This window comes from Pseudoxanthomonas sp. (assembly GCF_036845285.1).
In the GTDB taxonomy this organism is placed as follows: domain Bacteria; phylum Pseudomonadota; class Gammaproteobacteria; order Xanthomonadales; family Xanthomonadaceae; genus Pseudoxanthomonas_A.
Map to the genome: position 1 here is coordinate 132,127 of NZ_DAIUEE010000002.1, position 23,287 is coordinate 155,413.

Consider the following 23,287-nt stretch of genomic DNA (forward strand, 5'->3'; position numbering starts at 1 on the left):
GCGACTGGCGTCGCTCCCACAGGGAGTATCCCGTGCCGGAACGCAGAAGGCCCCGCGGTGCGGGGCCTTCTCGCGCGGAAGCGTTGGTTGATTACGCCTCCACATCCTCCTTGTACGCATCCACCGGGATGCAGGCGCACATGACGTTCTTGTCGCCGTAGACGTTGTCCACGCGTGCGACCGGCGGCCAGTACTTCTGCTGCTTCAGCGTGGCCAGCGGGAACGCGGCCAGTTCGCGCGGGTAGGCGTGGGTCCACTCGCTTGCCATCACCATCGTGGCGGTGTGCGGCGCGTTCTTCAGCGGGTTGTCCTCGCGATCCAGGCGGCCGTCCTCGACGGCGCGGATCTCTTCGCGGATCTCGATCATCGCGGCGATGAAGCGGTCCAGCTCGTGCTGCGATTCGCTTTCGGTCGGCTCGACCATCAGCGTGCCGGCGACCGGGAAGCTCAGCGTGGGCGCGTGGAAGCCGAAGTCGATCAGGCGCTTGGCCACGTCCTCGGCGCTGATGCCGGTGGCGTCCTTGAGCGGGCGCAGGTCGAGGATGCACTCGTGCGCCACCAGCCCGTTGCGGCCGGTGTAGAGCGTTTCGAAGTGCGGGGCCAGCCGCGTGGCGATGTAGTTCGCGTTGAGCAGTGCCACCTGGGTGGCCAGCCGCAGGCCCTGCGCGCCCATCAGGGTGATGTACATCCAGCTGATCGGCAGGATGCTGGCGCTGCCGAAGCTGGCTGCCGACACCATGCCTACATCGCCTTCACCGCCGAGCTTCTTCGGCAGGTACGGTGCCAGATGCGCCTTGACCGCACACGGACCCACGCCGGGACCGCCGCCGCCATGCGGAATGCAGAAGGTCTTGTGCAGGTTGAGGTGCGAGACGTCCGAGCCCCACTTGCCCGGCTTGGCCACACCGACCAGCGCGTTCATGTTGGCGCCGTCGGTGTACACCTGGCCGCCGTGCTGGTGGACGATGTCGCAGATGGCGACCACGTCCTCCTCGAACACGCCGTGCGTGGACGGGTAGGTGATCATGATCGCGGCCAGGCGCTCGCTGTATTTCTCGGCGGCGCGGCGGATGTCCTCGACATCGACGTTGCCGTTGGCATCGCACTTGGTCACCACCACCTGCATGCCGCACATCTGCGCGCTGGCGGGGTTGGTGCCGTGGGCGGATTCGGGGATCAGGCAGATGTCGCGATGGCCCTCGCCGCGGGCGCGGTGATAGGCGCGGATGGCGAGCAGGCCGGCGTACTCGCCCTGCGCGCCGGAGTTGGGCTGCAGGCTGACCGCGTCGTAGCCGGTGCACTCGACCAGCATCGCTTCCAGCTCGTCGATCAGCTGCGTGTAGCCATGGGTCTGATCTGCCGGTGCCAGCGGGTGGATGTTGCCGAATTCGGGCCAGGTCACCGGGATCATCTCGGCGGTGGCGTTGAGCTTCATGGTGCAGCTGCCCAGCGGGATCATGGTGCGATCCATCGCCAGGTCCTTGTCGGCCAGCGAGCGCATGTAGCGCAGCAGTTCGTGCTCGCTGTGGTGCGTGTTGAACACCGGGTGGGTCAGGAAGTCGCTGCTGCGGCGCAGATCCGCCGGGATCAGCGACGGCGCACTGGCGTCCAGCGCATCCACCGAAGGCAGGGTGGAGCCTTCGCCGGCGAACACGCACCACAGCGCATCGAGGTCGGCGCGCGTGGTGGTTTCGTCCAGCGAGATGCACAGCGAGCCGTTGCCGCGCACGCGCAGGTTGAGGCGGGCGGCGCGGGCGCGCGCCAGGATGGCCTCGCGTGCATCGCCGGGTTCGATGCACAGCGTGTCGAACGCGCTGGCGTGTACGGCCGGATAGCCTAGCGTGCGCAGGCCCTCGGCCAGGATGGCGGTCAGGCGGGCGACACGGCCGGCGATGCGCGCCAGGCCTTCCGGACCGTGGTAGACGGCGTACATGCTGGCCATCACCGCCAGCAGTACCTGCGCCGTGCAGATGTTGGACGTGGCCTTCTCGCGGCGGATGTGCTGCTCGCGCGTTTGCAGCGTCAGGCGGTAGGCGGCCTTGCCTTCGGCATCGACCGACACGCCGATCAGGCGGCCCGGCATGCTGCGCTTGTAGGCATCGCGGCAGGCCATGAACGCCGCATGCGGGCCACCGAAACCGAACGGCACGCCGAAGCGCTGCGAGTTGCCGATGACGATGTCGGCGCCCATCTCGCCCGGCGGCTTCAGCAGGGTCAGCGCCAGCAGGTCGGTGGCGACGACGAACAGCGCGTTGTTCGCGTGGATGGCCTCGGCATCCTTCGCCCAGTCGGCGATCCAGCCGCTGGAGGCGGGGTACTGCACCAGCACGCCGAAGTAGTCGCCGGCGGCGAGCTTCTCGTGGAAGGCATCGGTGGAGCGCACGACATCGACGGTGAGGCCGAGCGGCTCGGCGCGGGTGGCGAGCACTTCCAGCGTCTGCGGATGGGTGTCGCCGGCGACCAGGAAGGTGTTCGACTTCGACTTGGCGGAGCGCTTGGCCAGCGTCATCGCCTCGGCGGCGGCGGTGGCTTCGTCCAGCAGCGAGGCGCTGGCGATCTCCATGCCGGTCAGGTCGGTGACCATGGTCTGGAAGTTGATCAGCGCTTCCATGCGGCCCTGCGAGATCTCCGCCTGGTACGGCGTGTAGGCGGTGTACCAGGCTGGGTTCTCGAGGATGTTGCGCAGGATGACCTTCGGCGTGTGCGTGCCGTAGTAGCCCTGGCCGATGAAGCTGCGGAACACCTGGTTGCGGTCGGCGACGGCGCGGATCTTGGCCAGTGCCTCTTCCTCGTTGATCGGCGAGGGCAGGGCCAGCGGCTGCGCGGACTTGATGTTGCCCGGCACGATGGCGTCGGTCATCGCATCCAGCGAATCGTGGCCGACCACGCGCAGCATGTGCGCGATCTCGGCGTCGTTGGGGCCGATGTGGCGTTCGAGGAACGCGCCGTGGTGCTCGAGCTCGCGCAGGGAAGGGGTGTTCGACATGGGAGGCATCCGGAAGGGCGAAGAGGGCCAGCGCGCGGAAGCCGCACGTGGGATGCCCCTCTGTCCTTTTGCCTGAGAGTTTGGAAGCGCGCCGACGAGGATCGCGTGCTTCGTGCCCCTTCGGCGCCGGTGCGGCCACGAGGGCGACCGGTCTCTCCAGAGTGTTTGCAGCAGCGGTGGTATCGGGCCTGAGCGATTACGGGCGTTTGCGCCTTCGGCAGCACGTCGCGGGCGACGGGCTTCTCCCACCTGGGTCTTGCCGGCGGATTATAGCCCGGCACGGCAGGGCCCCGGCGGTTTGGGCGTACCATGTGCCACCCGGCGCGGCCTGTTCATGAAGTCCGCGCCGCGCCTGTCCGGAGCTTCCCCGCAATGAGTGCCCCCCACGCCATTTCCAACCGCCGCCTGGCCCTGCTGCTGGGCGGTCTGGCGATGTTCGGCCCGTTCTCGATCGACACCATCTTCCCGGCGTTTCCGGCCATCGGTGCGCAGTTGGGTGCCGACAAGGTGGCGATGCAGCAGACGATCAGCGTCTACCTGCTGACGTACGCGCTGATGAGCCTGGTGCACGGGCCGCTGTCGGACAGGTTCGGGCGCCGGCGGGTGATCCTGGGCGGGCTGTTCGTGTTCCTGCTGGCCTCGGTCGGCTGCGCCCTGGCCACCGACATGGGCACGCTGCTGCTGTTCCGCGCGGTGCAGGGCCTGTCCGCCGGTGTCGGCTTCATCGTCGGGCGCGCGGTGGTCCGCGATGCGCGCGACGGCGACGATGCGCAGCGATTGATGAGCCAGGTGTCGATGATCTTCGGCATCGCCCCGGCGATCGCGCCGATCGTCGGCGGCTGGATCCTGGGCTGGAGCGCGTGGCCGATGATCTTCTGGTTCCTGGCTGGCTTCTCGCTGCTGCTGATCGCGGCGGTGATCGGCTGGCTGCCGGAGACGCATCCGCCGGCGGCGCGCCTGAAGGTATCGCCGCGCATCCTGCTGCGCGACTACGTCGGCATCGCGCGCAACCCGCGCTTCCTGCGGCTGGCGGCGGCCGGCTCGCTGAGTTTCGGCGGCCTGTTCCTGTATATCGCCTCGGCGCCGGCGTTCGTGATGGACCTGCTGCACCTGGACGAGCAGCAGTTCGCCTGGCTGTTCCTGCCGACCATCGGCGGCATGGTGCTGGGTGCGTTCCTGTCCGGTCGTGCCGCCGGGCGCATCGAGGGTGCGCGGCTGGTGAGGATCGGCTACGCCTGCATGGCGCTGGCGATGGTGGCCAACGTGGGCTACAACGCCTGGGCTGGTGATGACATCGACGTGCCGTGGGCCGTGCTGCCGATGATGCTGGCGGCACTGGGAGTGGCGCTGGTGTTCCCGATCCTGACGCTGGCGATCCTCGACATGTACCCGCGCCAGCGCGGTGCAGCGTCGTCGCTGCAGGCCTTCAGCAATCTGATCATCAATGCCGTGATCGCCGGCCTGCTGTCGCCACTGTTGAGCCATCATGGCCTGCATCTGGCGCTCGGCATGGCCGGCTTCGTGCTGCTGGGCTGGATGATGTGGCAATGGGAAGCGCATGCGCACCATCGCCGCCTGCGGTGCCCGCGCGAAGCCGCCGCGCTGGAACCCACCGATCAACTCTGACCTTCCGCGAGAACTTCCATGTCGATCCAGTCCAAGGCCCGCCGCGAGGCGAAGAAGCGCAAGGCAACGAAGGCCCAGAACCAGGCGCGCGCGAACGCGCCGGCGATCGAGCCGCATGCCGAATTGCGCAATCCCGAAGGGGAGCTGCTGGCGGGCGTCGTGCGCCAGGCCGGCGTGTGGGTGCTGGGCCTGGACGGCCGCATCGCGGGAACCTCCGACAGCGCGGCCGAGGTCCTGGCGATGATCAAGCAGGCGGCGGCCCTGCACGAGGCGCAGGGCAACGCGGTGCGGCTGGTCTATTCGGATGAGCTGCGCGACACCGCGGTGATCGAGGCAGCCGCGCAGGGCCTGACGCTGGAGCAGTTCGAGGAACAGCTGGCCGAACAGATGAAGGCGCGCAAGCCGGAGCCTGCGCCGGACGTGAATTGAGTCGCTTGTGTTCTCTGTAGGAGCGACGTCAGTCGCGACCGCGGATCACGACGTGCCATCCATGCGTCAGCAGGTGGATATGGTTGCCCCATTCATGCACGCCTTCGTAGCGATCGACTTCTCCTGCCGTGCGGTCGCGACTCACGTCGCTCCTACGGAAGAGCACGGCGGCGCAGCCATGCAGCGACGCCAGCGAGCATCAGCACCGGCAACCACACCCAGCGCAACTCCGACAGCAGCACCTCCACGCCACGCGCACTGAAGAAGCGGTTCGCGAAGGGCGACACTTCGATCATCCGCCATGGCGCGAAGTGCCGCGTCTCCGACCACGGCCAGAACAGCGCGACGCCCAGGCCGCCATCGGTCAGCATGTCCAGTAGCGCATGCGATGCGGCGGACAGCGCGATGAACAGGAACGCGGTGATCGCCGACGCACGGAGCCAGCGTGCGCCGCAGGCGGCGACGGCGCCGCACGCCATGGCGAACACCAACGAATGGCTGGCGCCGCGGTGGCCGAGCGCATGCGCATAGTCGATGCCCAGCTTGAAGGCGACGACATCGGCATCCGGCAGCATCGCGGCCACCATGCCGGCGGCGACCACGCGTGTCGGCACGCGCCGCGCACCCAGCGCGATGCCACCGGCCAGGGGAATCAGTGCGTGGGTCAGGACGGTCGGCATGGGGCGGGTCCGCGGGACATGGCCGACAGGTTCGAGGCGTTTCGTGTGCGCACGATGAAGTGGGTGCGGGCGCAGAAAAAAGGCCGGCTGCGCCGGCCTCGTCTTCGTTGTCGGCAGGTCGACGTCAGCGCTCGAGCATCCCGGCGCGTCGCGGCGTCGCCTGCGGCTGACGCTCGCGACCCGACGGCGGCGTCACCGCCGCAGGTGCCGGCGTGGACGTGGCCGGCGACATCCTTGCACCCTGGCCTTGGGCCACGGCACCGGCACTGCGGACCAGCGGCTGCGCGCTGTTCTCGCGGACCGGATCGGCGGCGATCCATTGCCTGATCTGCGGAAAGACCAGATCGAGGCGCGAGTAGTGATCGCGATTCTCGGTGTTCGCCAGGCTGCCGCTGTTCGAGCACAGGGCGTCGCCGCCATACAGGCCGCCGCGCAGGCGATAGCTGTTGTCCCGGTAGCGCGTGAACAGTCCCGAGCCGCTGCTGCCGCCTTCGGTGGTGCCCTCGAGCCATCCGACCGTGAACTGTTGCGGGTAGCGGTCGATGACATGCTGGCCGCGCGAGTATTTCTTGGCATCGCCGGCGGGATGGTGGATGGCGATCACCTCGGCGTTCGCGGCCAGCGGACTCGCGTCCCATCCGGCAAAGGTCGCGATGGCCGGCGCTGGATTCCTCAGGCGCAGCAGCAATGCATCGCTATCGGCATCGACGAACAGCAGTTCGGCACCGCCGGTGAGCGGATTCGTCCTGCGGCCGTCCACGGTGCTGCAGCCCGAGTTCTCGTAACCCCAGTACGTGTTGAGGGTGTTGGCGACGGTCTGGTTGTCGATGCAGTGCGCAGCCGAATAGAAATAGGGCACCTGCGTCGACGGCGTCGTGTCGTTCAACAACGTGCCGGTGCAGACGTAGCTGCTGCCGTTCTTGGTGAACACCATGTGGGCGACGGCATTCTTGGCCTGCACGTAGGCGGGGCCAAGTGCGTCGACGCGGCAGACCGCATTGATGTTGCAGGCACCCGAGTCGCCCAGCGCCTTCAGGATCTTGAAGTCGTTGCGGCTGTTGGTCAGCAGGTGCGAAACCTGCGGTGCCTGCAGGCGGGCCTGCAGCGCGTTGACATGGGCGGGGCGATAGATCTCGATGATCTGGGCGATGCCATCGGTGGCCGGCGTCCAGTACAGACCGTTGCCGTCGGCGAGCGCCTGTGCCTCGGCGGCGGTGACGGAGGCGATCACCCGTCCCGGGTCGTCGGAGCCGGCGACGCGCAGTTCGACCTGCGGGTGCAGCCCCTTCACCTGCACACCCACGCGCAATCCCAGCGCATCCGGCGAGTCCACCTGAAGGCGCGCGACGGCGCCGCCCGTCTTCAGCGGCACCCAGCGCAGGGCGGGCGTCGTGCGTGCGATGCCTTCGCTGGCCAGCGTGCGACCGATGCCGATCTGCGTGGCCTTGATGCGCTGGCGCGTATTGCGGTTTTCCAGATCCACCAGTCGCCTGAGCGGGACTTCCCGGTAGGCCTGTTGCGTGGCACTGCGCGCAGGGAACTGCGCAAGCTTCCATGCCGGCGCTGCCTGCACCGGCGTGCGGCTGGCCTCGCCGGCGGCCTGGGTCACGCCGGCGGAGGCGACACAGGGCGTGAGGAGCGCGAAGGTCGCCAGGATGCGGATCAGGGTGGGCGGATTCATGGGGCGGAGGTCCTTCCGTGGGGTGTCTCGAGTGGAAGACGGGCCGTCGCCGGCCCGTCCCGGTCTTCGCAGTTACGATTTCGCCGGAGTTGCCGGAGCTGCCGGAGCTGCCGGAGCCGGTGCAGTCGCCGTGGTCGGCACCTGCCAGCCGCAGGTCTGGCCTTCGTTCTGCTGCTTCAGCCAATCCTGCAGCGGGGCGAAGTATTCCAGCACCGCGCCGGCGTCCATCTTCTCGCCACCGGTCAGTTCCTTCAGCGTGGCCTGCCACGGCTGGCTGGCGCCCTTCTCCAGCATCGCCCAGAACTTCTGGCCCGCCGCCTTGTTGCCGTAGAAGCTGCAGTTGTACAGCGGGCCCTTGTAGCCGGCCGCATCGCACAGGCCCTTGTAGAACTGGAACTGCAGCACGTGCGAGAGGAAGTAGCGCGTGTACGGCGTATTGCCCGGCACGTGGTACTTCGCGCCCGGATCGAAGAAGTCCTCGCCGCGCGCGGTGGCCGGCGCCACGCCCTGGTACTTGGCCTTCAGCTCCCACCAGGCCTTGTTGTAGTCGGTCGGCTTGATGCTGCCGTCGAACACGCCCCAGCGCCAGCGGTCGATCATCAGGCCGAACGGCATGAACGACACCTTGGCCAGCGCCATGCGCATCTGCGCATTGATCAGCGCTTCGTCGCTCTGCTGCGGCGCGTCCACCATGCCGATCGACTTCAGGTAGTCAGGCGTCATCGCCAGCACCATCGTGTCGCCGATCGCTTCGTGGAAGCCGTCGTGCGCGCCGGTCTGGAACAGCGGCGGCAGCTTGTTGTAGGCCAGGTAGTAATACACGTGGCCCAGCTCGTGGTAGATGGTGGTGAAGTCTTCTTCGTTCGGCTTGATGCACATCTTGGTGCGCACGTCGCCGCTCATGTTCATGTCCCACGCGCTGGCGTGGCAGACCACGTCGCGGTCCATCGGCTTGATGAACTGGGTCTTCGACCAGTAACTCTCCGGCAGTTTCGGCATGCCGAGGCTGGTGTAGAACTCCTGCGCGCGTTCGGTCATCTGCTTGGCGACCTGCAACTGCGCCTCGCGCTCGGCCTGGAACAACCTGTCGGTACCCGGACCGGGACCGGCCTTGGCCAGCGCGGCGAGGTAATCGGCCTGGTACTGCTTCTCCAGCGCGCCGGTGATGTCCAGGCTGCCGGCGCCCTTGTACGGTTCCAGCACGTCCCACAGGTTGCCCCAGTCCTGCTGCCACATGTTGCCCATCAGGTGGGCCGGCAGCAGGCCGTTGACCTGGCCCTTCTCCACGCCGTAGGTGGCCTGCAATTTGGTGCGGGTGTAGCAGTGCAGTTGCTCGTACAACGGCTTGACCTGTCCCCACAGGCGATCGGTCTCGGCGGCGATTTCGGCCGGCGTCATGTCGTAGCCACTGCGCCACATCTCGCCGGTGTCGGCGAAGCCCATTTCCTTCGAGCCTTCGTTCACCAGCTCGACGAAGCGCGTGTAGTCCTTGCGCATCGGCTGGGCGATGGTGTGCCAGCCCTGCCAGGCATCCAGTTGCGCGTCGTAATCGCGGCTGCTGCGCAGCACGTCTTCCAGTTCGCCCAGCTGACGGCACTTCTTCGCATCGCCCTCGCCGGTGCAGTAAGTGCCCGCGCCGTAGGTGCCTTCCATCCGGGTGGCGATCTGGGTCAGCTCGGCCAGCTTGGCCGGATCCTTCGGTGCCGGCATGGAGGTGGCCAGCTTCAGCAGCTGGATGGCACGCGCGGTTTCCGGCGACATCGGCTGGCCTTCGAACTTCTTCGCCTGTTCGATCCAGCTGTTGAGCTGGGTCAGGTAGCGCTCGTTGCCCTTCGCCGCCAGCAACTGGCTGTCGTCGTTGATGTAGGTGCTGGACAGCCACTGTGCGGCGGTGAGTTCCGGATACATCTTCTTGAATTCGTCATTGACGCGCGCGATGAACTGGTCGGCGGTCTCGCCCTTCGTCGCTGCGGGAGCGACGGCCGTACCGGCCGGCTCATCCTTCTTGCAGGCGGCGAGCGTGGCGATGCTCGCGCCGACGGCGAGGGCAAGCAGGAGGTGACGATGCTTCACGGGACGTCCTTCAGGGTGCGCGGGCGCAGGAACCTGAAGGGTAGTGAGAGCGGGGGAGGGGGTGCAAGTGCGGGGGCCGTTTCGCCCGTAGGAGCGACGTCAGTCGCGGCCGTCCGCCTTCCGGCGACGTACAAGCCTATGCATCCGGTTACAGAAGGGATACGGACGCCGACGCCGTGCGGTCGCGACTGACGTCGCTCCTACAGGAATGCGTGTTCTCAGTGGTGAGGCAAGCCACGTTCGCGCAGGAAGGCGCGGGCGTCATAGGCATCCCGTTCGAACCGCGCCCGCGCGAGAGCGGCGCCGCGGCAGTTGGCGCGCCGCAGCGCGCCCGGATCCCGCCGCCGGGCTACGTGTGTGGCAGCCCACGTTCCTTCAGGAAATCACGCGCATCGCCCGCGTCCTGTTCGAACCACGCCCGCGTCGAACCGAGCCGGTACGTATACCCCCACGCGTCCATGTCGGCCATCAGCTGCATGCGCCCGACACCCGGCAATTCGTCGGCCAGGATGATCTGCAGGCAGCAGGTGGCATCCTCTTCGATCACCGAGTCGGTGGCGTCGGTGTGCACCTGCGCGCGCCGCTCCGGCGGGAGGACGATCAGGTGGCAGGCTTCGTGCAGCATCGAGTGCACCGGCGTGTCGCCGCGGACGTAGACGTTGTGCGCGATGACGCCGGCTTCGGGTTCGCCCCAGAAGCTGCCGGGGATGGCCGCGCCATCGTCGATGCGGTGCAATTGCAGGCCATACCGGGACAGCAGGGCCACCGCCGCCGGAAAGGGCAGCGCGGCGACCCGCATCACCTCGGCTTCGACCGTGCCTGCAACGACGTCCATGATCGAATCGTGCGTGGGCGGAGCAGGCTCCGCCCCGGCGGTCAGGCGCTGCCTTCCTGCAGCGAGACCGAGATATCCAGCACGTCGTGCTCGCCTTCCTTGATCAGCTTCACGTTGACCGCTTCGGCGTCGACATTGACGTACTTCTTGATCACTTCCAGCAATTCGCGCTGCAGCATCGGCAGGTAGTCGGGCGCGCCACGGGTGGTGCGCTCCTGCGCGACGATGATCCGCAGTCGATCCTTGGCGATGGAGGCGGTTTCTTTCTTCGGCTTGAGGAAATCGAACATGCCCATGCTCAGGCTCCGAACAACTTGCTGAAGAAGCCTTTCTTCTCCACCGTGGTGAAGCGCAGCGGGCGATCTTCGCCCAGCAGCCTGCCCACCGCATCGTCGTACGCCTGGCCGGCGGGCGATTCGAGTTCCAGGATCACCGGCTCGCCCTTGTTGGAGGCATTGAGTACGTCGCCGGACTCCGGGATGACGCCCAGCGTCTTCAGTCCGAGCACCTCTTCCACGTCCTTGATGCTCAGCATCTCGCCGCCTTCCACGCGCGACGGGCTGTAGCGGGTCAGCAGCAGGTGCGGCTTCAGCGTTTCGCCGTTCTCGGCCTTGCGGGTCTTGGAGTCCAGCAGGCCGAGGATGCGGTCGGAGTCGCGCACGCTGGAGACTTCCGGATTCACCACCACGATGGCGGTATCGGCGAAGTACATGGCCAGGAAGGCGCCCTTCTCGATGCCGGCAGGCGAGTCGCAGACGATGTAGTCGAAGCCGTCGGCGTCCAGGTCCTTCAGTACCTTCTCGACGCCTTCCTTGGTCAGCGCATCCTTGTCGCGCGTCTGCGAAGCGGCGAGCACGAACAGCGTTTCGAACCGCTTGTCCTTGATCAGGGCCTGCTTCAGGGTCGCTTCGCCCTGGGTGACGTTGACGAAGTCGTACACGACGCGGCGCTCGCAGCCCATGATCAGGTCGAGGTTGCGCAGGCCGACGTCGAAGTCGATGACCGCGACCTTCTTGCCGCGACGGGCCAGCCCGCACGCGATGCTGGCGCTGGTGGTGGTCTTGCCGACGCCGCCCTTGCCGGACGTGACTACGATGATTTCAGCCAACGGTGTTCTCCTTGGTCGTTCTTATGTTCGGGTAACGCCGCGCGTCATTCCTGCGCGGCGATCTTGAGTTGGTCCTGGTCCAGCCAGATCTGCACGGCCTTGCCGCGCAGTTCCTCGGGCACTTCTTCCATCACCTTGTAGTGGCCGGCAACGGCGACCAGTTCGGCATGGAATTCACGGCAGAAGATGCGCGCGTCGGCATTGCCGCGCGCGCCGGCGAGGGCACGGCCGCGCAACGCGCCATAGATGTGGATGGAGCCGTCCGAAATGACTTCCGCGCCGGCGCCGACGGTGCTGAGCACGGTCAGGTCGCGGTTTTCCGCGTAGAGCTGCTGGCCGGAGCGCACGGGGGTCTTCTGCACCAGGCCCGGCTTCGTGTCCGCGGCCTTCGCGGCAGGCGCGAGGGCGGCCTTCACCGGGGCGGGTTCGGGGGAGGCGGCACGGGTGGGCGCCGGCGCCGCCTGCGCCATCGGTTCGTACTGTGCGCGGAACTTGGCCAGCAGCGGCAGGCCGAGCTGTTCGGACAGGGTTTCGGTTTCGCGCGTGCCATAGGCCAGCGCGACCGGGATGACGCCTGCGCCGCGCAGGCCATCGATCAACGCGCGGGCGGTGGCGGTATCCGGCAGCCGGGTCAGACCGCCGAAATCGACGATCACCGCGGCCCGGCCGAACAGCTTGGGTGCGCGCTCGACGCGCTCGCGCATTTCGCGGATCAGCTGGTCGACGTCGAGGGTGCGGATGCGGAGGTTGGCGATGCCGACCTGGCCGATCTTCAGTTCCCCGGCCTGTTCGTAGTCCATGGAAGCCCGGGTCACGCTCATGTACCGGTCGGCCGTTGCACGCTGGTGCCGGCCAGCAGGCGGGTACGGGCCCACGGAACATCGGGGAGGGCATCGCCGTAGGTATCGCGCACCCACGGATAGCTGCAGAGTTCCTTCATCAGCATGCTGGCGCGCACTTCCGCCTCGGCCATGACGTTCTGGCCCACTTCGCGGAAACCGAAGCTGCCATGGAACAGCAGTGCCGGGTCGGCGCCGTGGTCGAGGAATACCTCGCACGCCAGCTGCGGATAGCGCAGTTCGGCGAAGCTCTGTACGTCGGCATAGAACGCGCGGCCGACGCCGCCGCCGCGACGGCGGCTGGCCACGACGATGCGGTCGATGTAGAAGAACTGCGGGTAGCGCTCGCCGAACCAGGCGAAGTTGCTGCTGTCGTGCGCGGCGCCGGAGCCGAAACCGACCAGGAACCCGGCCAGGTTGCCGTCGCGCTCGGCGACGCGGAAGTATTCGGCCGTCTCGTAGAAGCGGCGGACCTTGACCGAATCCAGCGGCAGGATCGCGAGTCCGGCATTGTTGTTGAGGGCTAGGACGGAATCCAGCTCGTGCTCGCGCACGTCGCGGATGACAATCGACATTACCTGACTCCGAACGGGTCTTGCAGGGCGGCACAGGGCCAAGGCCGGATTATCGCATGGTGCCGCCGCCACGGGCGAGGCACGGGTGAGCCGGGGATGAACCCGCCCACCTCACGTTCCAACGTCGGCATGACTTTAGTTGGGACATCGGCGCGTGCGATTCCGCCTAAGATGCCCGGATGTTGGGACGACTCAGCCATACCCGCCTGCTGCGCGCCGCAGGACTCTACACGTGGGCCCTGGTGGGAATTCCCATCATCCTGAACGTGTGGGTGCTGCCGCCGTCCAGTGGCACGGACGGACAGGGGGTCAACCTGCCGCTGACTGCCCTGTGCTACTTCGCGTTCGGCGGCGTGTACTGGCTGGCGACGCGCGCGCTGGACGGTCGCCGCGACGGCGTGCCGATGGCCTGGAACGTTCCGTTGGCCATGGTGCTGACGGCGACCGCGATCGGGGTGGGCTTCTATACCCAGACCGGCCTCGGCGCGGTGCTGCTGCTGATCATGGCCGGCGTGCTGCCGTGGCTGCTCGAGTTGCGCTTCGCGGTGGCATGGCTGCTGGCCGCGCACGTGCTGCTGGTGCCGTCGTTCATGGCGCGCGACGACTTCAATTTCTGGGAAGCGCTCTTCCAGTCCATGTTCTATGTGGGCTTCTCGGCCTTCGTGCTGATCACCACCTATGTGGCGCGGCAACAGGCGCAGGCGCGCGAGGAGCAGCGCCGGCTCAATGCCGAACTGCGGGCCACCCGCGTGCTGCTGGCCGAGAGTGCCCGCGTCAACGAGCGCACCCGCATTTCGCGCGAGCTGCACGATCTGCTGGGCCACCACCTGACCGCGCTGAGCCTGAATCTGGAAGTGGCCGGCCACATGACGGAAGGGCGCGCCCAGGAACACGTGCGCCAGGCGCATACGCTGGCCCGCCTGTTGCTGACCGACGTGCGTGAAGCGGTCAGCCAGCTGCGCGACAGCGGTGCGATCGACCTGGGGGCGGCGCTGATGCCGCTCGCGGAGAAGGTGCCCTCGCTGGCCATCAAGATGGACATCGAAGAGCCGCTGACCCTCGAGGATCCGCACCGCGCGCATGTGCTGCTGCGATGCACGCAGGAAATCATCACCAACGCCGTGCGCCACGCCCGTGCCAGGCACCTGTGGCTGCATTGCCGCAGGGACGGGGCGAACATCCTGATCGACGCCCGCGACGACGGCGCCGGCAGTCCGCACGTGGTGGCAGGCAACGGCCTGACCGGCATGCGCGAACGGCTGGCCCAGTACGGCGGCGACCTGCGCATCGAAACGCAACCCGGGAAAGGTTTCTGCCTGCATATCGCCTTGCCCGTGAACGAGGCGACGCCCGTGCTCGCCCCGCGTCCCATCCCGCAACCCGAACCCATACCCGAGCTCAGCTCCGGAGGAACCCCGTGATCCGTGTCTGTCTGGTCGACGATCAAACCCTGGTGCGCCAGGGCATCCGCTCCCTGCTGGCGCTGGACGACGGCATCGAGGTCGTGGCCGAGGCCGCAGACGGCAAGCAGGCGGTGGACCTGGTCCCGCAGGTCAAGCCTGATGTGGTCCTGATGGACATGCGGATGCCGGTGATGTCGGGTCTGGAGGCGCTCCAGGCGCTGGCGCGCCTGGGCCAGTTGCCGCCTACCATCATCCTGACGACCTTCGATGACGACCAGTTGGTCCTCGCCGGGCTGAAGGCCGGTGCCAAGGGCTACCTGCTGAAGGACGTTTCGCTGGAGCAACTGGTCGGCGCCATCCGTACGGTGGCCGACGGGGGGTCGCTGGTGCAGCCTGCGGTGACCCAGCGGCTGCTGTCCGGACTGGAGCACATGCGCAACGAGTTCGTCAGTCTCGACCGTCCGGATCCGCTGACGGACCGTGAGACCGAGATCCTCCGCCTGATGGCCAGCGGCTTCTCGAACAAGGAAATCGCCAACTCGCTGGGCGTGGCAGAGGGCACCATCAAGAACCACGTCTCCAACATTCTCTCCAAGCTCGGCGTGCGCGACCGCACCCGGGCGGTGCTGAAGGCCTTCGAACTGCAACTGGTCTGAGGCGAGGATGCCCGGCCCGGCGCCGGCGCTCGTCCGTCGGCGGTGCGACGCCTCGGAGCGGGGGCGTTTCACGTTGTCCTGACGCGGCGGACGCAACGCTGGAAGCGGGATGGCGGAGACTGCCGACCATGCGGTCCGTCCCGTCGATGGACTGCCCGGTTCCGCGAGCGACACCAGGCGCCGATGGTCCATCGGGCTGGGCCGTCGCGACCCCCGTCGTTGCAGCGCAGCAGGGCGTTGGAAGCGAGGATCGCATGCGCCCGCGTACGTCCCCTGACGGGGGCGGCCAACCGGTGTCAGGTGGCTGCGCGAAGCCCCGCAACCCTGCTAGGATGCGCGGTGCATTTTTTTCACGGCCGAGGCACCGGCCCCCGGAGACTCCTGAATGACCCGTTTGATCGAGTTCGTGATTGCGTTGGCGCTGGTTCTGGCGCTGTTTCTGGTGATCGGCCTGGTCCTGCCGTCCTCGCGCCAGCTGCAGGAAAGCATCGAGACCAACCGCCGCATGACCATCGTGTTCGACACGCTGAACAACGTGCGTCGACTGAAGGACTGGAACCCGCTCATCCCGGGTGCGGCCAACGAGCTGAGCTACTCCGGTGGCGACGACAACACGGGCGTCGGCGCCAAGGTGGACTTCAATTCCGCCAATGCGGCCTGGGGCCAGGGCAGCTGGGAAATCGTCGAGAGCGAGCGCCCCGCGCCGACCGGCGGCCCCGGCAAGATCGCCTACGCGATCGTCGACAAGCGCATGGGTACCGACAAGCGCAGCGTCTTCACGCTGCAGCCGAGCGGCAAGAACAATCGCAACGTCAAGGTCACCCAGAGCTATGAAGTCAAGTACGGCTTCAACCTGCTTGGCCGCTACGCCGGCATGTACGTGACCCGCCACGTCGGCGACGCCGTCAAGGTCGGCCTGGGCAAGTTGACCAACATGCTGGCCACCGTGCCGAACTTCGACTACCGCACCGAAGGCAGCCCGCTGACCGACCTGAAGATCGTCGACGTGCCTGCCGAAGATCTGCTGGTGGTCAACGCCGGCAACATCGATCGCACCAATGACGCCATCAAGGGTTCGATCAAGCAGAACCAGGAGTGGATCAAGCGCGTGATGGACGCCAACGGCCTGGTGGCCGCTGGCCCGCTCCGCATCATCACCACCGACTTCGGCTCCGAGAAGTACGCGTTCGACATCGCCCAGCCGGTCCGCAAGGGCAGCGCGGCGCCGAAGGCCGATTCCGCCGAGGCCGCCGCGCCGGTGACGCCGCCGCCGGCACCGGTCGCATCGACGGCCGAGCTGAAGGTCACCATCCCGTCCGGTGCGCCGGTCGAGTATGTCCGTACCCAGCCGCGCAAGTCGGCGTTCGCCAGCTACACCGGCTACATGGCCGAGCTCGACAACCAGCGCAACGCGCTGCGCGCCTGGGCCGTCACCTCCGGCCACGAAGTCGTCGACCGCCCCTACGAATCCTGGAAGTCCGGTGTCGACGGCGCGTTCCTGGAAGACGGCAAGTTCGACATCTACTGGGCGGTCAAGCACTAACACCGCGTCCCTGATGCCAGGTACCACGCCAACGCGCCGCTTCATGCGGCGCGTTGCGTTTTGGGGGAACCTCCGCGCATCGATTCTCCACGCCACTGGCAGGATGCCGGTCTCTTCACGAGGTCCGCAGCGCCCATGAACTACGACAGACGCCAACGCAAGCCTTCATTCCTTGCCCTTGCCGGCGCATTGCTCGCTGCTGCCTCGGTGGGGCTGTCCGCGTACGCATCGCATGGCGTGGCGGACGCCCAGGCGCAATCGCACCTGCAGACGGCCGCGTTGTTCGCGTTCGGGCATGGACTCGCGCTGGCCGCGCTGACGGCAGGCACGGTGCGCCGCATGGGCAAGGGGGCGCTCTTCCTGTTGTTTCTGGGCACGCTGCTGTTTTCCGGCAGCCTGGTCGCGGGGGCACTGGGCGGCGTGAGCACGCGGTTGGCGCCGGCAGGCGGCATCACCCTGATGCTCGGCTGGGTGCTGTGGGCGGTCGACGCCGTCCGGCGTTGAGCCATGCCACGGCACGCGCGCGGCTTCGACACCGGGCAGGCATGGGACCATCTGGCACGGCGTGACCGGAAGCTGGGTGCGTGGATGAAGCGGATCGGCTACATCGAGCCGCAGCCCGCGTGGAAGAAGACCTTCGATCCGGTCGATGCGCTGGCGCGCGCGATCCTGTACCAGCAACTCAGCGGCAAGGCGGCGGCCACCATCGTGGGGCGCGTGGAAGCCGCCATCGCCAGCACACGGCTGCACTTCGATACCCTCGGCCGCCTCGATGACGCCGCGCTCCGTGCATGCGGCGTGTCCGGCAACAAGGCGCTGGCGCTGCGTGATCTCTCGGCACGCGAGCAGCGTGGCGAAATCCCCACGTTGCGGCAGATGTCGACCATGCACGAGGACGAGATCGTCGCGGCGCTGGTCCCGGTGCGTGGCATCGGCCGCTGGACCGTGGAGATGATGCTGATGTTCCGCCTGGGCCGCCCGGACGTGCTGCCGGTCGACGACCTGGGCGTGCGCAAGGGCGCGCAGTTCGTCGATCGCCTGGACGCCATGCCGACGCCGAAGGAACTGGCGGCGCGTGGCGAGAAGTGGGGGCCTTGTCGCACCTACGCGGCGCAATACCTGTGGCGCATCGCGGATTCCGGTACCGAAGCGAAAACGGCGACGAAGCGTTCGCAGGATTGATGCGGCGCTAGAGGCTGGCGAGGTAGCGGTCCCACAACAGATTGCGGAACCGGTTGTCCGGATCGACTTCGCGCTTGATCGCGACGAACCGGTCCGCGCGCGGATAGGCGCGTGCGAATTGCCTTCGCGTGGCGTGCAGCCGGTATGGCAGGTAGTAGCGTCCACCATGATCCAGCGCGGCGTCGATCAACGCCCGCGTCCAGCCGGCAGCGCGCGCATCCTGCCATGTGCGCTGCTTGTGGTAGAGGACGAAGCAGAACATGTCCTGGTCCGCCCAGCGCATCAGCGACGTCGTATCCTCGACGGCATGCCGGATGGAGACGTTGAGCACGTCGGCGTCCGCGGCGCGGAGAATCGCGCGCAGCCGCGCAGCGAACGAACGGAACGCACCCATCGGGACGAAGTATTCCTGCAGGAGGTAGGTCGAGATCCGCCGCGTGCGCGGCTCGATCGAGGCCACGTCCAGGCTGGCCTCGCAGTTGCGCATGATCACGCGCGGCTCACTCAGCAGGCGGCGCGTCATGTAGCGTTCGCGAAGCGCGCCCCCGCCCGGCAGTTCGGTGGCGGACCAGATGAGGTTCTGCTCGAGGCCGTAGTCCAGGCCCTCGGGCACGAGGCGGCGTCCATCGGTCAACGGCCGGTCCGTGCGCGCCCAGGTGATGGCCAGTGGTGCGCCGAAATCCGGCGGCACCAGGTCGGCGTTGTGCATGACGACATCGTTCTTGCCGAGTACGTTTTCCTGGAACCAGTCCGGGTAGTCGTCGAGCCGCACCGCGGCCACGGCGCGCGCGATACGCGTGTTGCGCGCGAGGTCCAGTTCGACCTCGGTGATCACGCCCAGGCCGCCGTATCCGCCGAGCACCGCGCCGAACAGGTGGGGTTCGCGATCGCGGGAAAGTTCCAGTACACCGCCGTCCGCGGTGACGAGTCGCACGGCGCGTACCGTATTGGCGATGGCGCTTTCACCGATGTAGCGGCCATGGCAGTTCACCGACACCGAGCCGCCTACACTGAAGTTGCTGTAGCTCTGCATGACTTTGACCGATAGATCATGCGGGTCCAGCAGCGCTTGCAGCCGTCGCCACCGCATGCCGGCCTGGACGCGCACGGTGCGTGCAACCGGATCCAGCCGCAGCAATCGGTCCATGTCCGCCAGGTCGAACTGCAGGGCATCGGGCTCGCGGGTCTGTCCTCCCATGCTGAAGCGCGCGCCGGCGATGCAGACGGTGCCCTGCCATGCGCGCAGCGCCGCGGCGATACCGGCGGTCGTCGTCGGTCTGACGATGCCGGCGAGGCGGGTGCTGTCGAGGCGGGCGATATCGCGGGCCGACCGCGCTTCGGATTCCCCTGGTCCCTGGCATGCAGGCAGTGCCGCAAGGGCGCCGGAGGCAAGCGCGCAGCGCAGTGCGTCGCGGCGGTGCATGCCGGTCAGGCTGCCGCTCGGTAGCACCAGTGCCACGGCTCGTAGACGATGCCGTGCGGATTGTCGCGGGGATAGCTCATGGCGAAGCCGAAGCCGCCGGCATGACGGGCAAGCCAGGCGAAGGCGGGCGTGGCTTCGAACGATTCCTCGGCCGGAGGCTCGCCCGGCGTGCCGATGTCCAGCGCGCGCCCGCCGTGGTGCTCGCTGTAGCCCGGCGCAGCGTTGACGGTAAGGATCTGTTCCATCGTCTGTCCGCGCGCCAGCTTCCGCGCGAAGATGCCGAGTTGGTAGTCGTGGCTGCGGTAACCGGAGATCGCCTCGAGGACGACGCCTTCCGCATGCGCCGCGCGCTGCATCGCGAGCCACGCGCGTGCGGCACCGGCGGTCAGCCACAACGGCCTGCGATAGCGGTCGCGACCGGCGAATACCAGTGCAGCCGGTTCGGCCATCAGCGCCAGGCCACTGCGCTCGCCGTAGGTGTCGTCAAGCCCCAGCCCATGCAGATGTTCCTGCAGTGCATGCAGCGGCAGCACGCCCTGCGCGTCCGCGTGGAGGCCGCGGGTCGCGCCTTCCAGGCGGTCCAGCGCGTCCCAGGCTTCGTCGAGTCCCGATTCGCGGGGCAGTCCCGGTACCAGCGGGCGAACCGCGTGCGCCGACACCGCGGCAAGGTAGCGGCCATCACGCTTGCGGCGAAGCACGGTGTGCGCGCCGGCGAGCGCACGCGCATCGGCGTTGCTGCGCGCTGGCAGCAGATCGGCGGGCCACAACTCGATCCGGGCGGAGTTGAGCAGCAGCGTCTTCAGTGCTTGGGCGGGCAGGCGGCGCATGCCCGCAGCTTAGCGGCGCGACGCAGGCGTCGCCAGTTCGCGCAGTCGTGCCAGCAGGTCGGCGGGCCGAGCCGGACTCAACAGCAACATGCCGCCACTGCGCAGGGGCAGGGTGAGCACACGCGTGCGATCGGTGACCAGGCAGAACGCCTTGGTGAGGTTGCGCAGGCGGAAGTGGCCGGCCTTCAAGCCAGGCAGGCTGAAGCCGTTGGTCTTCAGCATCGGCGCGAGGTCGGTGTGTTCCTCCAGGCTCAGGATGCGCGCCTTGTCCAGGTCGATGGCTTCCACTGCGAGCTTCTTCGTGTAGAACGTCGCCGCCACCTGCAGTTCACGGTTGTCCAACACGATCCGTCGCCGCCGCAGGGCAAGCGTCAGCACGACGCCGATCGCCAGGACGAGCGGTATGGCCAGCCATGCGGCCAGGGGTGGCGGCGTGCGCGACTCCATCGTCATCGCCGCAATGACGCCTGCCGCCGCGAGCAGCATCGGCACCCAGAGCCACCAGGCCGTGTGCGCGGAAAGCGGTGCGAGGTCGAAATCCTGTTTCTGTTGCATGGTGGGTTCCTGCGGCGGGCCGGGGACGGTCGATCAGGCCGGCTTCTTGAAGAACAGGCGCACCGAGACCTCATGCTCGATGAAGAGGGTGCTGACCAGTTCCCATCCCTGCGCGCTCATCTTGTCCAGGTCCTGCTGGATGCGGTCGGTGAGCTTGCCGGCGAACATCTTGTAGGGGACTTCGACGACCTTGTGGCTCCAGCGGTGGTTCATGGCGATTCCTTCTTGTCGGTGTCGTGGGCGCCGCCCTTCGGCAGCCGCCCGGCCTTGCGCAGCGCGTCGCGCAGCACGTATTCGATCTGTGCGTTCAACGACCGCAGTTCGTCGTCGGACCATCGCTGCACCGCCGCCAGCACGTCGGCGCTGATGCGCAGCGGGTACGCCTTCTTGTCCTGCTTGTCACTCACCTGGGCGTCCTGTTGCGGCGCAGTTGCAGCACCATCGACACGATGAGTGCATTCACCAGCACCACCATCGCGATCACGACGCCTTGTGCGAATCCCTCGTCATCGCCGGTCGCGTAGACGCCGACGGCACCGGCCTGGATCGTCAGGCCGATCAATACCCAGTGCAGTGCCATGCCGCGCGAGCGGTCGTCCGCCGCGCGGCTTGTCCATGCGCCGATCAGCAGGGCAGGCAAGCCGGAGACGGCGAGGATCAGTGGGACGAGGACATGCATGCGCGTGCGCCCGCGTCAGTAGATGGAGCCGGTGTTGACGATGGGCTGGGTGCCGCGTTCGCCGCACAGCACGACCAGCAGGTTGCTGACCATCTGCGCCTTGCGTTCCTCGTCCAGCTTCACCACGTCGTTCTTCTGCAGTTCGGCGAGCGCCATTTCCACCATGCCGACCGCGCCGGCGACGATGCGCGTGCGTGCCGCGATCACCGCATTCGCCTGCTGGCGCTGCAGCATGGCCTGGGCGATCTCGGGGGCGTAGGCGAGGTGGCTGATGCGTGCCTCGATCACGTCCACGCCGGCCTTGCCCAGGCGTTCGGCGATCTGCTCCTGCAGATGCTGCGAGATCTCCTGCGGATGGCTTCGCAGGGCGATCTGGCCTTCTTCGTGCTGGTCGTACGGATAGCTCGATGCCATCGCACGCAGCGCGGATTCGGACTGGATGTGCACGAAGCTCTCGTAGTCGTCCACGTTGAATACGGCCTCGGCGGAATCGACCACCTGCCACACGATCACCGCGGCGATCTCGATCGGACTGCCGTCCAGCTCGTTGACCTTCAGGCGGCTGCTTTCGAAGTTGCGGATGCGCAGGGAGATCTTCCGCTTGCTGAAGAACGGGTTGTTCCAGCGCAGGCCGTTGTCCTTCACCGTACCGACGTACTTGCCAAACAGGCTGAGGACGGCGGACTGGTTGGGTTCCAGCTTGTACAACCCGGCCATCAGGAACATGAGGACAAAGCCGAGCAGGACGGCCACCCCCATGTAACCGGGCTGCTTGTCGGCGGCGCCCGTGATGAAGATGGCAACGACCCCCAGGCCCAGCACCAGCAGGCCCAGCAGGGTCGGAATTCCGGGCAGCGACGACTTGGCGTTCTCTCTCATGGCGGTTCCCTTGGTTGAGGCTTAAAGATATCAATTTGATATCAGTTGTCAACACGCGATCGGCGCCGTCCGTCGGCGTGCCCGCTACACTGGCGCCCCCTGTCCCGGACCGCCGCGCATGACCATCCTTGGAACCCCGCTGTCGCCCCATGCCACCCGCGTCCTGCTGCTGGGGTCGGGCGAACTGGGCAAGGAAGTGGCCATCGAGCTGCAACGCCTGGGCGTGGAAGTCATCGCTGCCGACCGCTATGCGGATGCGCCGGCGATGCAGGTGGCCCATCGCTCCCACGTGTTGGACATGCTGGACCCGGCCGCGATCCGCGCGCTGGTCGCCAGCGAGCAGCCGCACCTCGTGGTACCGGAAATCGAGGCCATCCATACCGAAACCCTGGTGGCGCTGGAAGCGGAAGGCGCCGCCCGCGTCATTCCCACCGCGCGTGCCGCGCGCCTGACCATGGATCGCGAGGGCATCCGCCGGCTGGCTGCGGAAACGCTGGGCCTGCCGACGTCGCCGTACCGCTTCGTCGATACGCGCGAGGAGTACCGCGACGCCGTGGATGCCATCGGCCTGCCGTGCGTGATCAAGCCGGTGATGTCGTCCTCCGGCAAGGGCCAGAGCACGCTGCGCAGCGAGGCCGACATCGACGCTGCGTGGGACTACGCGCAGACCGGGGGGCGTGCCGGCGCGGGCCGCTGCATCGTCGAAGGCTTCATCGACTTCGACTACGAGATCACCCTGCTGACGGTGCGCCATGCCGGCGGCACCGCATTCTGCGATCCCATCGGCCACTGGCAGAAGGACGGCGACTACCGCGAGAGCTGGCAGCCGCAGCCGATGTCGTCGCGCGCGCTGGAGCGCGCGCAGCAGATCGCCCGCACCGTCACCGACGACCTCGGCGGTTGGGGCCTGTTCGGCGTGGAACTGTTCGTGAAAGGCGACGACGTGTGGTTCAGCGAAGTCTCGCCGCGTCCGCACGACACCGGTCTGGTCACGCTGGTGTCGCAGGAACTGTCGGAATTCGCGCTGCATGCGCGCGCCATCCTCGGTCTGCCGATCCCCGCGATCCGCCAGAGCGGTCCGTCCGCTTCCTGCGCGATGTTGGCGCACGGCCACGGTGTACCGGTGTTCGGCAATGTCGAAGGCGCACTGGCCGCGCCCGACACCGGCCTGCGCCTGTTCGGCAAGCCGCGCGTGGAAGGCCATCGCCGCGTCGGCGTCACGCTGGCGCGTGCGGCGGACACCGATGCCGCACGCGCCGTGGCGCGCACTGCGGCCGACGCCATCACCATCGACCTGGCATGAGGTGC

24 protein-coding genes and 1 riboswitch are annotated in these 23,287 nt (G+C 67.5%); of the genes, 8 read left to right on the top strand and 16 right to left on the bottom strand.

Annotated features, from left to right (window positions below; translation table 11 throughout):
- Positions 1 to 91: 91 nt before the first annotated feature.
- Positions 92 to 2,995: an aminomethyl-transferring glycine dehydrogenase gene (gene gcvP / locus V7060_RS03075; RefSeq protein ID WP_334177793.1), complete on the bottom strand. Its 2,904-nt coding sequence runs from the start codon at positions 2,993 to 2,995 to the stop codon at positions 92 to 94.
- Between the two features lie 41 nt (positions 2,996 to 3,036).
- Positions 3,037 to 3,156: riboswitch (glycine riboswitch) on the bottom strand.
- 202 nt (positions 3,157 to 3,358) lie between these two features.
- Here gcvP and V7060_RS03080 point away from each other — a divergent pair.
- Together V7060_RS03080 and V7060_RS03085 are read left to right on the top strand one after the other, a co-directional pair.
- Positions 3,359 to 4,612: a multidrug effflux MFS transporter gene (locus tag V7060_RS03080; protein ID WP_334177794.1), complete on the top strand. Its 1,254-nt coding sequence runs from the start codon at positions 3,359 to 3,361 to the stop codon at positions 4,610 to 4,612.
- A gap of 18 nt (positions 4,613 to 4,630) precedes the next feature.
- A complete protein-coding gene (locus tag V7060_RS03085; protein WP_334177795.1) occupies positions 4,631 to 5,041 on the top strand; it encodes a hypothetical protein in 411 nt (136 codons plus the stop codon).
- Positions 5,042 to 5,193: 152 nt separating this feature from the next.
- Here the strand turns inward: V7060_RS03085 and V7060_RS03090 are convergent, their stop codons facing one another.
- The 8 genes from V7060_RS03090 to V7060_RS03125 all read right to left on the bottom strand — a co-directional run bounded on the left by V7060_RS03090 (position 5,194) and on the right by V7060_RS03125 (position 12,832).
- Positions 5,194 to 5,721 carry a metal-dependent hydrolase gene (locus V7060_RS03090; protein WP_334177796.1) on the bottom strand — a complete coding sequence of 176 codons (528 nt, stop codon included), beginning with the start codon at positions 5,719 to 5,721 and terminating at the stop codon, positions 5,194 to 5,196.
- A gap of 124 nt (positions 5,722 to 5,845) precedes the next feature.
- On the bottom strand, positions 5,846 to 7,402 hold the full coding sequence (locus V7060_RS03095) for a trypsin-like peptidase domain-containing protein (RefSeq protein WP_334177797.1): 1,557 nt from the start codon (positions 7,400 to 7,402) through the stop codon (positions 5,846 to 5,848).
- Positions 7,403 to 7,474: 72 nt separating this feature from the next.
- Complete coding sequence (locus tag V7060_RS03100) at positions 7,475 to 9,475, bottom strand: M2 family metallopeptidase (protein WP_334177798.1); 2,001 nt, start codon at positions 9,473 to 9,475, stop codon at positions 7,475 to 7,477.
- 349 nt (positions 9,476 to 9,824) lie between these two features.
- Positions 9,825 to 10,274: a hypothetical protein gene (locus tag V7060_RS03105; RefSeq protein WP_334178083.1), complete on the bottom strand. Its 450-nt coding sequence runs from the start codon at positions 10,272 to 10,274 to the stop codon at positions 9,825 to 9,827.
- Positions 10,275 to 10,351: 77 nt separating this feature from the next.
- Positions 10,352 to 10,606 carry a cell division topological specificity factor MinE gene (gene minE, locus V7060_RS03110; RefSeq protein ID WP_055941742.1) on the bottom strand — a complete coding sequence of 85 codons (255 nt, stop codon included), beginning with the start codon at positions 10,604 to 10,606 and terminating at the stop codon, positions 10,352 to 10,354.
- Positions 10,607 to 10,608: 2 nt separating this feature from the next.
- The gene (minD, locus tag V7060_RS03115; protein WP_055941743.1) at positions 10,609 to 11,418 is read right to left on the bottom strand and encodes a septum site-determining protein MinD; all 810 of its coding nucleotides are present in this window, start codon (positions 11,416 to 11,418) and stop codon (positions 10,609 to 10,611) included.
- Between the two features lie 44 nt (positions 11,419 to 11,462).
- On the bottom strand, positions 11,463 to 12,233 hold the full coding sequence (gene minC, locus V7060_RS03120) for a septum site-determining protein MinC (RefSeq protein ID WP_334178084.1): 771 nt from the start codon (positions 12,231 to 12,233) through the stop codon (positions 11,463 to 11,465).
- Between the two features lie 2 nt (positions 12,234 to 12,235).
- Complete coding sequence (locus tag V7060_RS03125; RefSeq protein WP_334177799.1) at positions 12,236 to 12,832, bottom strand: GNAT family N-acetyltransferase; 597 nt, start codon at positions 12,830 to 12,832, stop codon at positions 12,236 to 12,238.
- Positions 12,833 to 13,011: 179 nt separating this feature from the next.
- Here V7060_RS03125 and V7060_RS03130 point away from each other — a divergent pair, with 179 nt between their 5' ends.
- The 5 genes from V7060_RS03130 (at position 13,012) to V7060_RS03150 (ending at position 17,616) form a co-directional block, all read left to right on the top strand.
- A complete protein-coding gene (locus V7060_RS03130) occupies positions 13,012 to 14,253 on the top strand; it encodes a sensor histidine kinase (RefSeq protein ID WP_334177800.1) in 1,242 nt (413 codons plus the stop codon).
- On the top strand, positions 14,250 to 14,891 hold the full coding sequence (locus tag V7060_RS03135) for a response regulator transcription factor (RefSeq protein WP_334177801.1): 642 nt from the start codon (positions 14,250 to 14,252) through the stop codon (positions 14,889 to 14,891). Before V7060_RS03130 ends, V7060_RS03135 begins: the two co-directional genes overlap by 4 nt.
- A gap of 385 nt (positions 14,892 to 15,276) precedes the next feature.
- Positions 15,277 to 16,434 carry a polyketide cyclase gene (locus V7060_RS03140; RefSeq protein WP_334177802.1) on the top strand — a complete coding sequence of 386 codons (1,158 nt, stop codon included), beginning with the start codon at positions 15,277 to 15,279 and terminating at the stop codon, positions 16,432 to 16,434.
- A gap of 135 nt (positions 16,435 to 16,569) precedes the next feature.
- The gene (locus V7060_RS03145) at positions 16,570 to 16,938 is read left to right on the top strand and encodes a DUF423 domain-containing protein (protein WP_334177803.1); all 369 of its coding nucleotides are present in this window, start codon (positions 16,570 to 16,572) and stop codon (positions 16,936 to 16,938) included.
- A gap of 3 nt (positions 16,939 to 16,941) precedes the next feature.
- Positions 16,942 to 17,616 carry a DNA-3-methyladenine glycosylase 2 family protein gene (locus V7060_RS03150; protein ID WP_334177804.1) on the top strand — a complete coding sequence of 225 codons (675 nt, stop codon included), beginning with the start codon at positions 16,942 to 16,944 and terminating at the stop codon, positions 17,614 to 17,616.
- Positions 17,617 to 17,623: 7 nt separating this feature from the next.
- On the opposite strand, the gene V7060_RS03155 is transcribed toward V7060_RS03150, so the two are convergent.
- From V7060_RS03155 to V7060_RS03185, 7 genes are read right to left on the bottom strand one after another with little or no spacing between them, the layout of a single operon-like run.
- A complete protein-coding gene (locus tag V7060_RS03155) occupies positions 17,624 to 19,075 on the bottom strand; it encodes an FAD-binding oxidoreductase (RefSeq protein ID WP_334177805.1) in 1,452 nt (483 codons plus the stop codon).
- Positions 19,045 to 19,866 (bottom strand): M15 family metallopeptidase, encoded by an 822-nt coding sequence (locus V7060_RS03160; protein ID WP_334177806.1) that lies wholly within the window; start codon positions 19,864 to 19,866, stop codon positions 19,045 to 19,047. The genes V7060_RS03155 and V7060_RS03160 overlap by 31 nt, the downstream gene beginning before the upstream one ends.
- Positions 19,867 to 19,875: 9 nt before the next feature.
- Entirely contained in the window at positions 19,876 to 20,421 is a 546-nt protein-coding gene (locus V7060_RS03165; protein ID WP_334177807.1) for a PH domain-containing protein, read from the bottom strand.
- Positions 20,422 to 20,454: 33 nt separating this feature from the next.
- On the bottom strand, positions 20,455 to 20,634 hold the full coding sequence (locus V7060_RS03170) for a DUF4177 domain-containing protein (protein WP_334177808.1): 180 nt from the start codon (positions 20,632 to 20,634) through the stop codon (positions 20,455 to 20,457).
- On the bottom strand, positions 20,631 to 20,828 hold the full coding sequence (locus tag V7060_RS03175; RefSeq protein ID WP_334177809.1) for an Arc family DNA binding domain-containing protein: 198 nt from the start codon (positions 20,826 to 20,828) through the stop codon (positions 20,631 to 20,633). The genes V7060_RS03170 and V7060_RS03175 overlap by 4 nt, the downstream gene beginning before the upstream one ends.
- Positions 20,825 to 21,100 (bottom strand): hypothetical protein, encoded by a 276-nt coding sequence (locus tag V7060_RS03180; protein WP_334177810.1) that lies wholly within the window; start codon positions 21,098 to 21,100, stop codon positions 20,825 to 20,827. The genes V7060_RS03175 and V7060_RS03180 overlap by 4 nt, the downstream gene beginning before the upstream one ends.
- Before the next feature lie 15 nt (positions 21,101 to 21,115).
- Positions 21,116 to 21,979: an SPFH domain-containing protein gene (locus V7060_RS03185; protein WP_334177811.1), complete on the bottom strand. Its 864-nt coding sequence runs from the start codon at positions 21,977 to 21,979 to the stop codon at positions 21,116 to 21,118.
- Between the two features lie 118 nt (positions 21,980 to 22,097).
- Between V7060_RS03185 and purT the strand changes: the two genes are divergently transcribed.
- Positions 22,098 to 23,282 (top strand): formate-dependent phosphoribosylglycinamide formyltransferase, encoded by a 1,185-nt coding sequence (gene purT, locus V7060_RS03190; RefSeq protein WP_334177812.1) that lies wholly within the window; start codon positions 22,098 to 22,100, stop codon positions 23,280 to 23,282.
- The last annotated feature ends 5 nt before the right edge of the window (positions 23,283 to 23,287 follow it).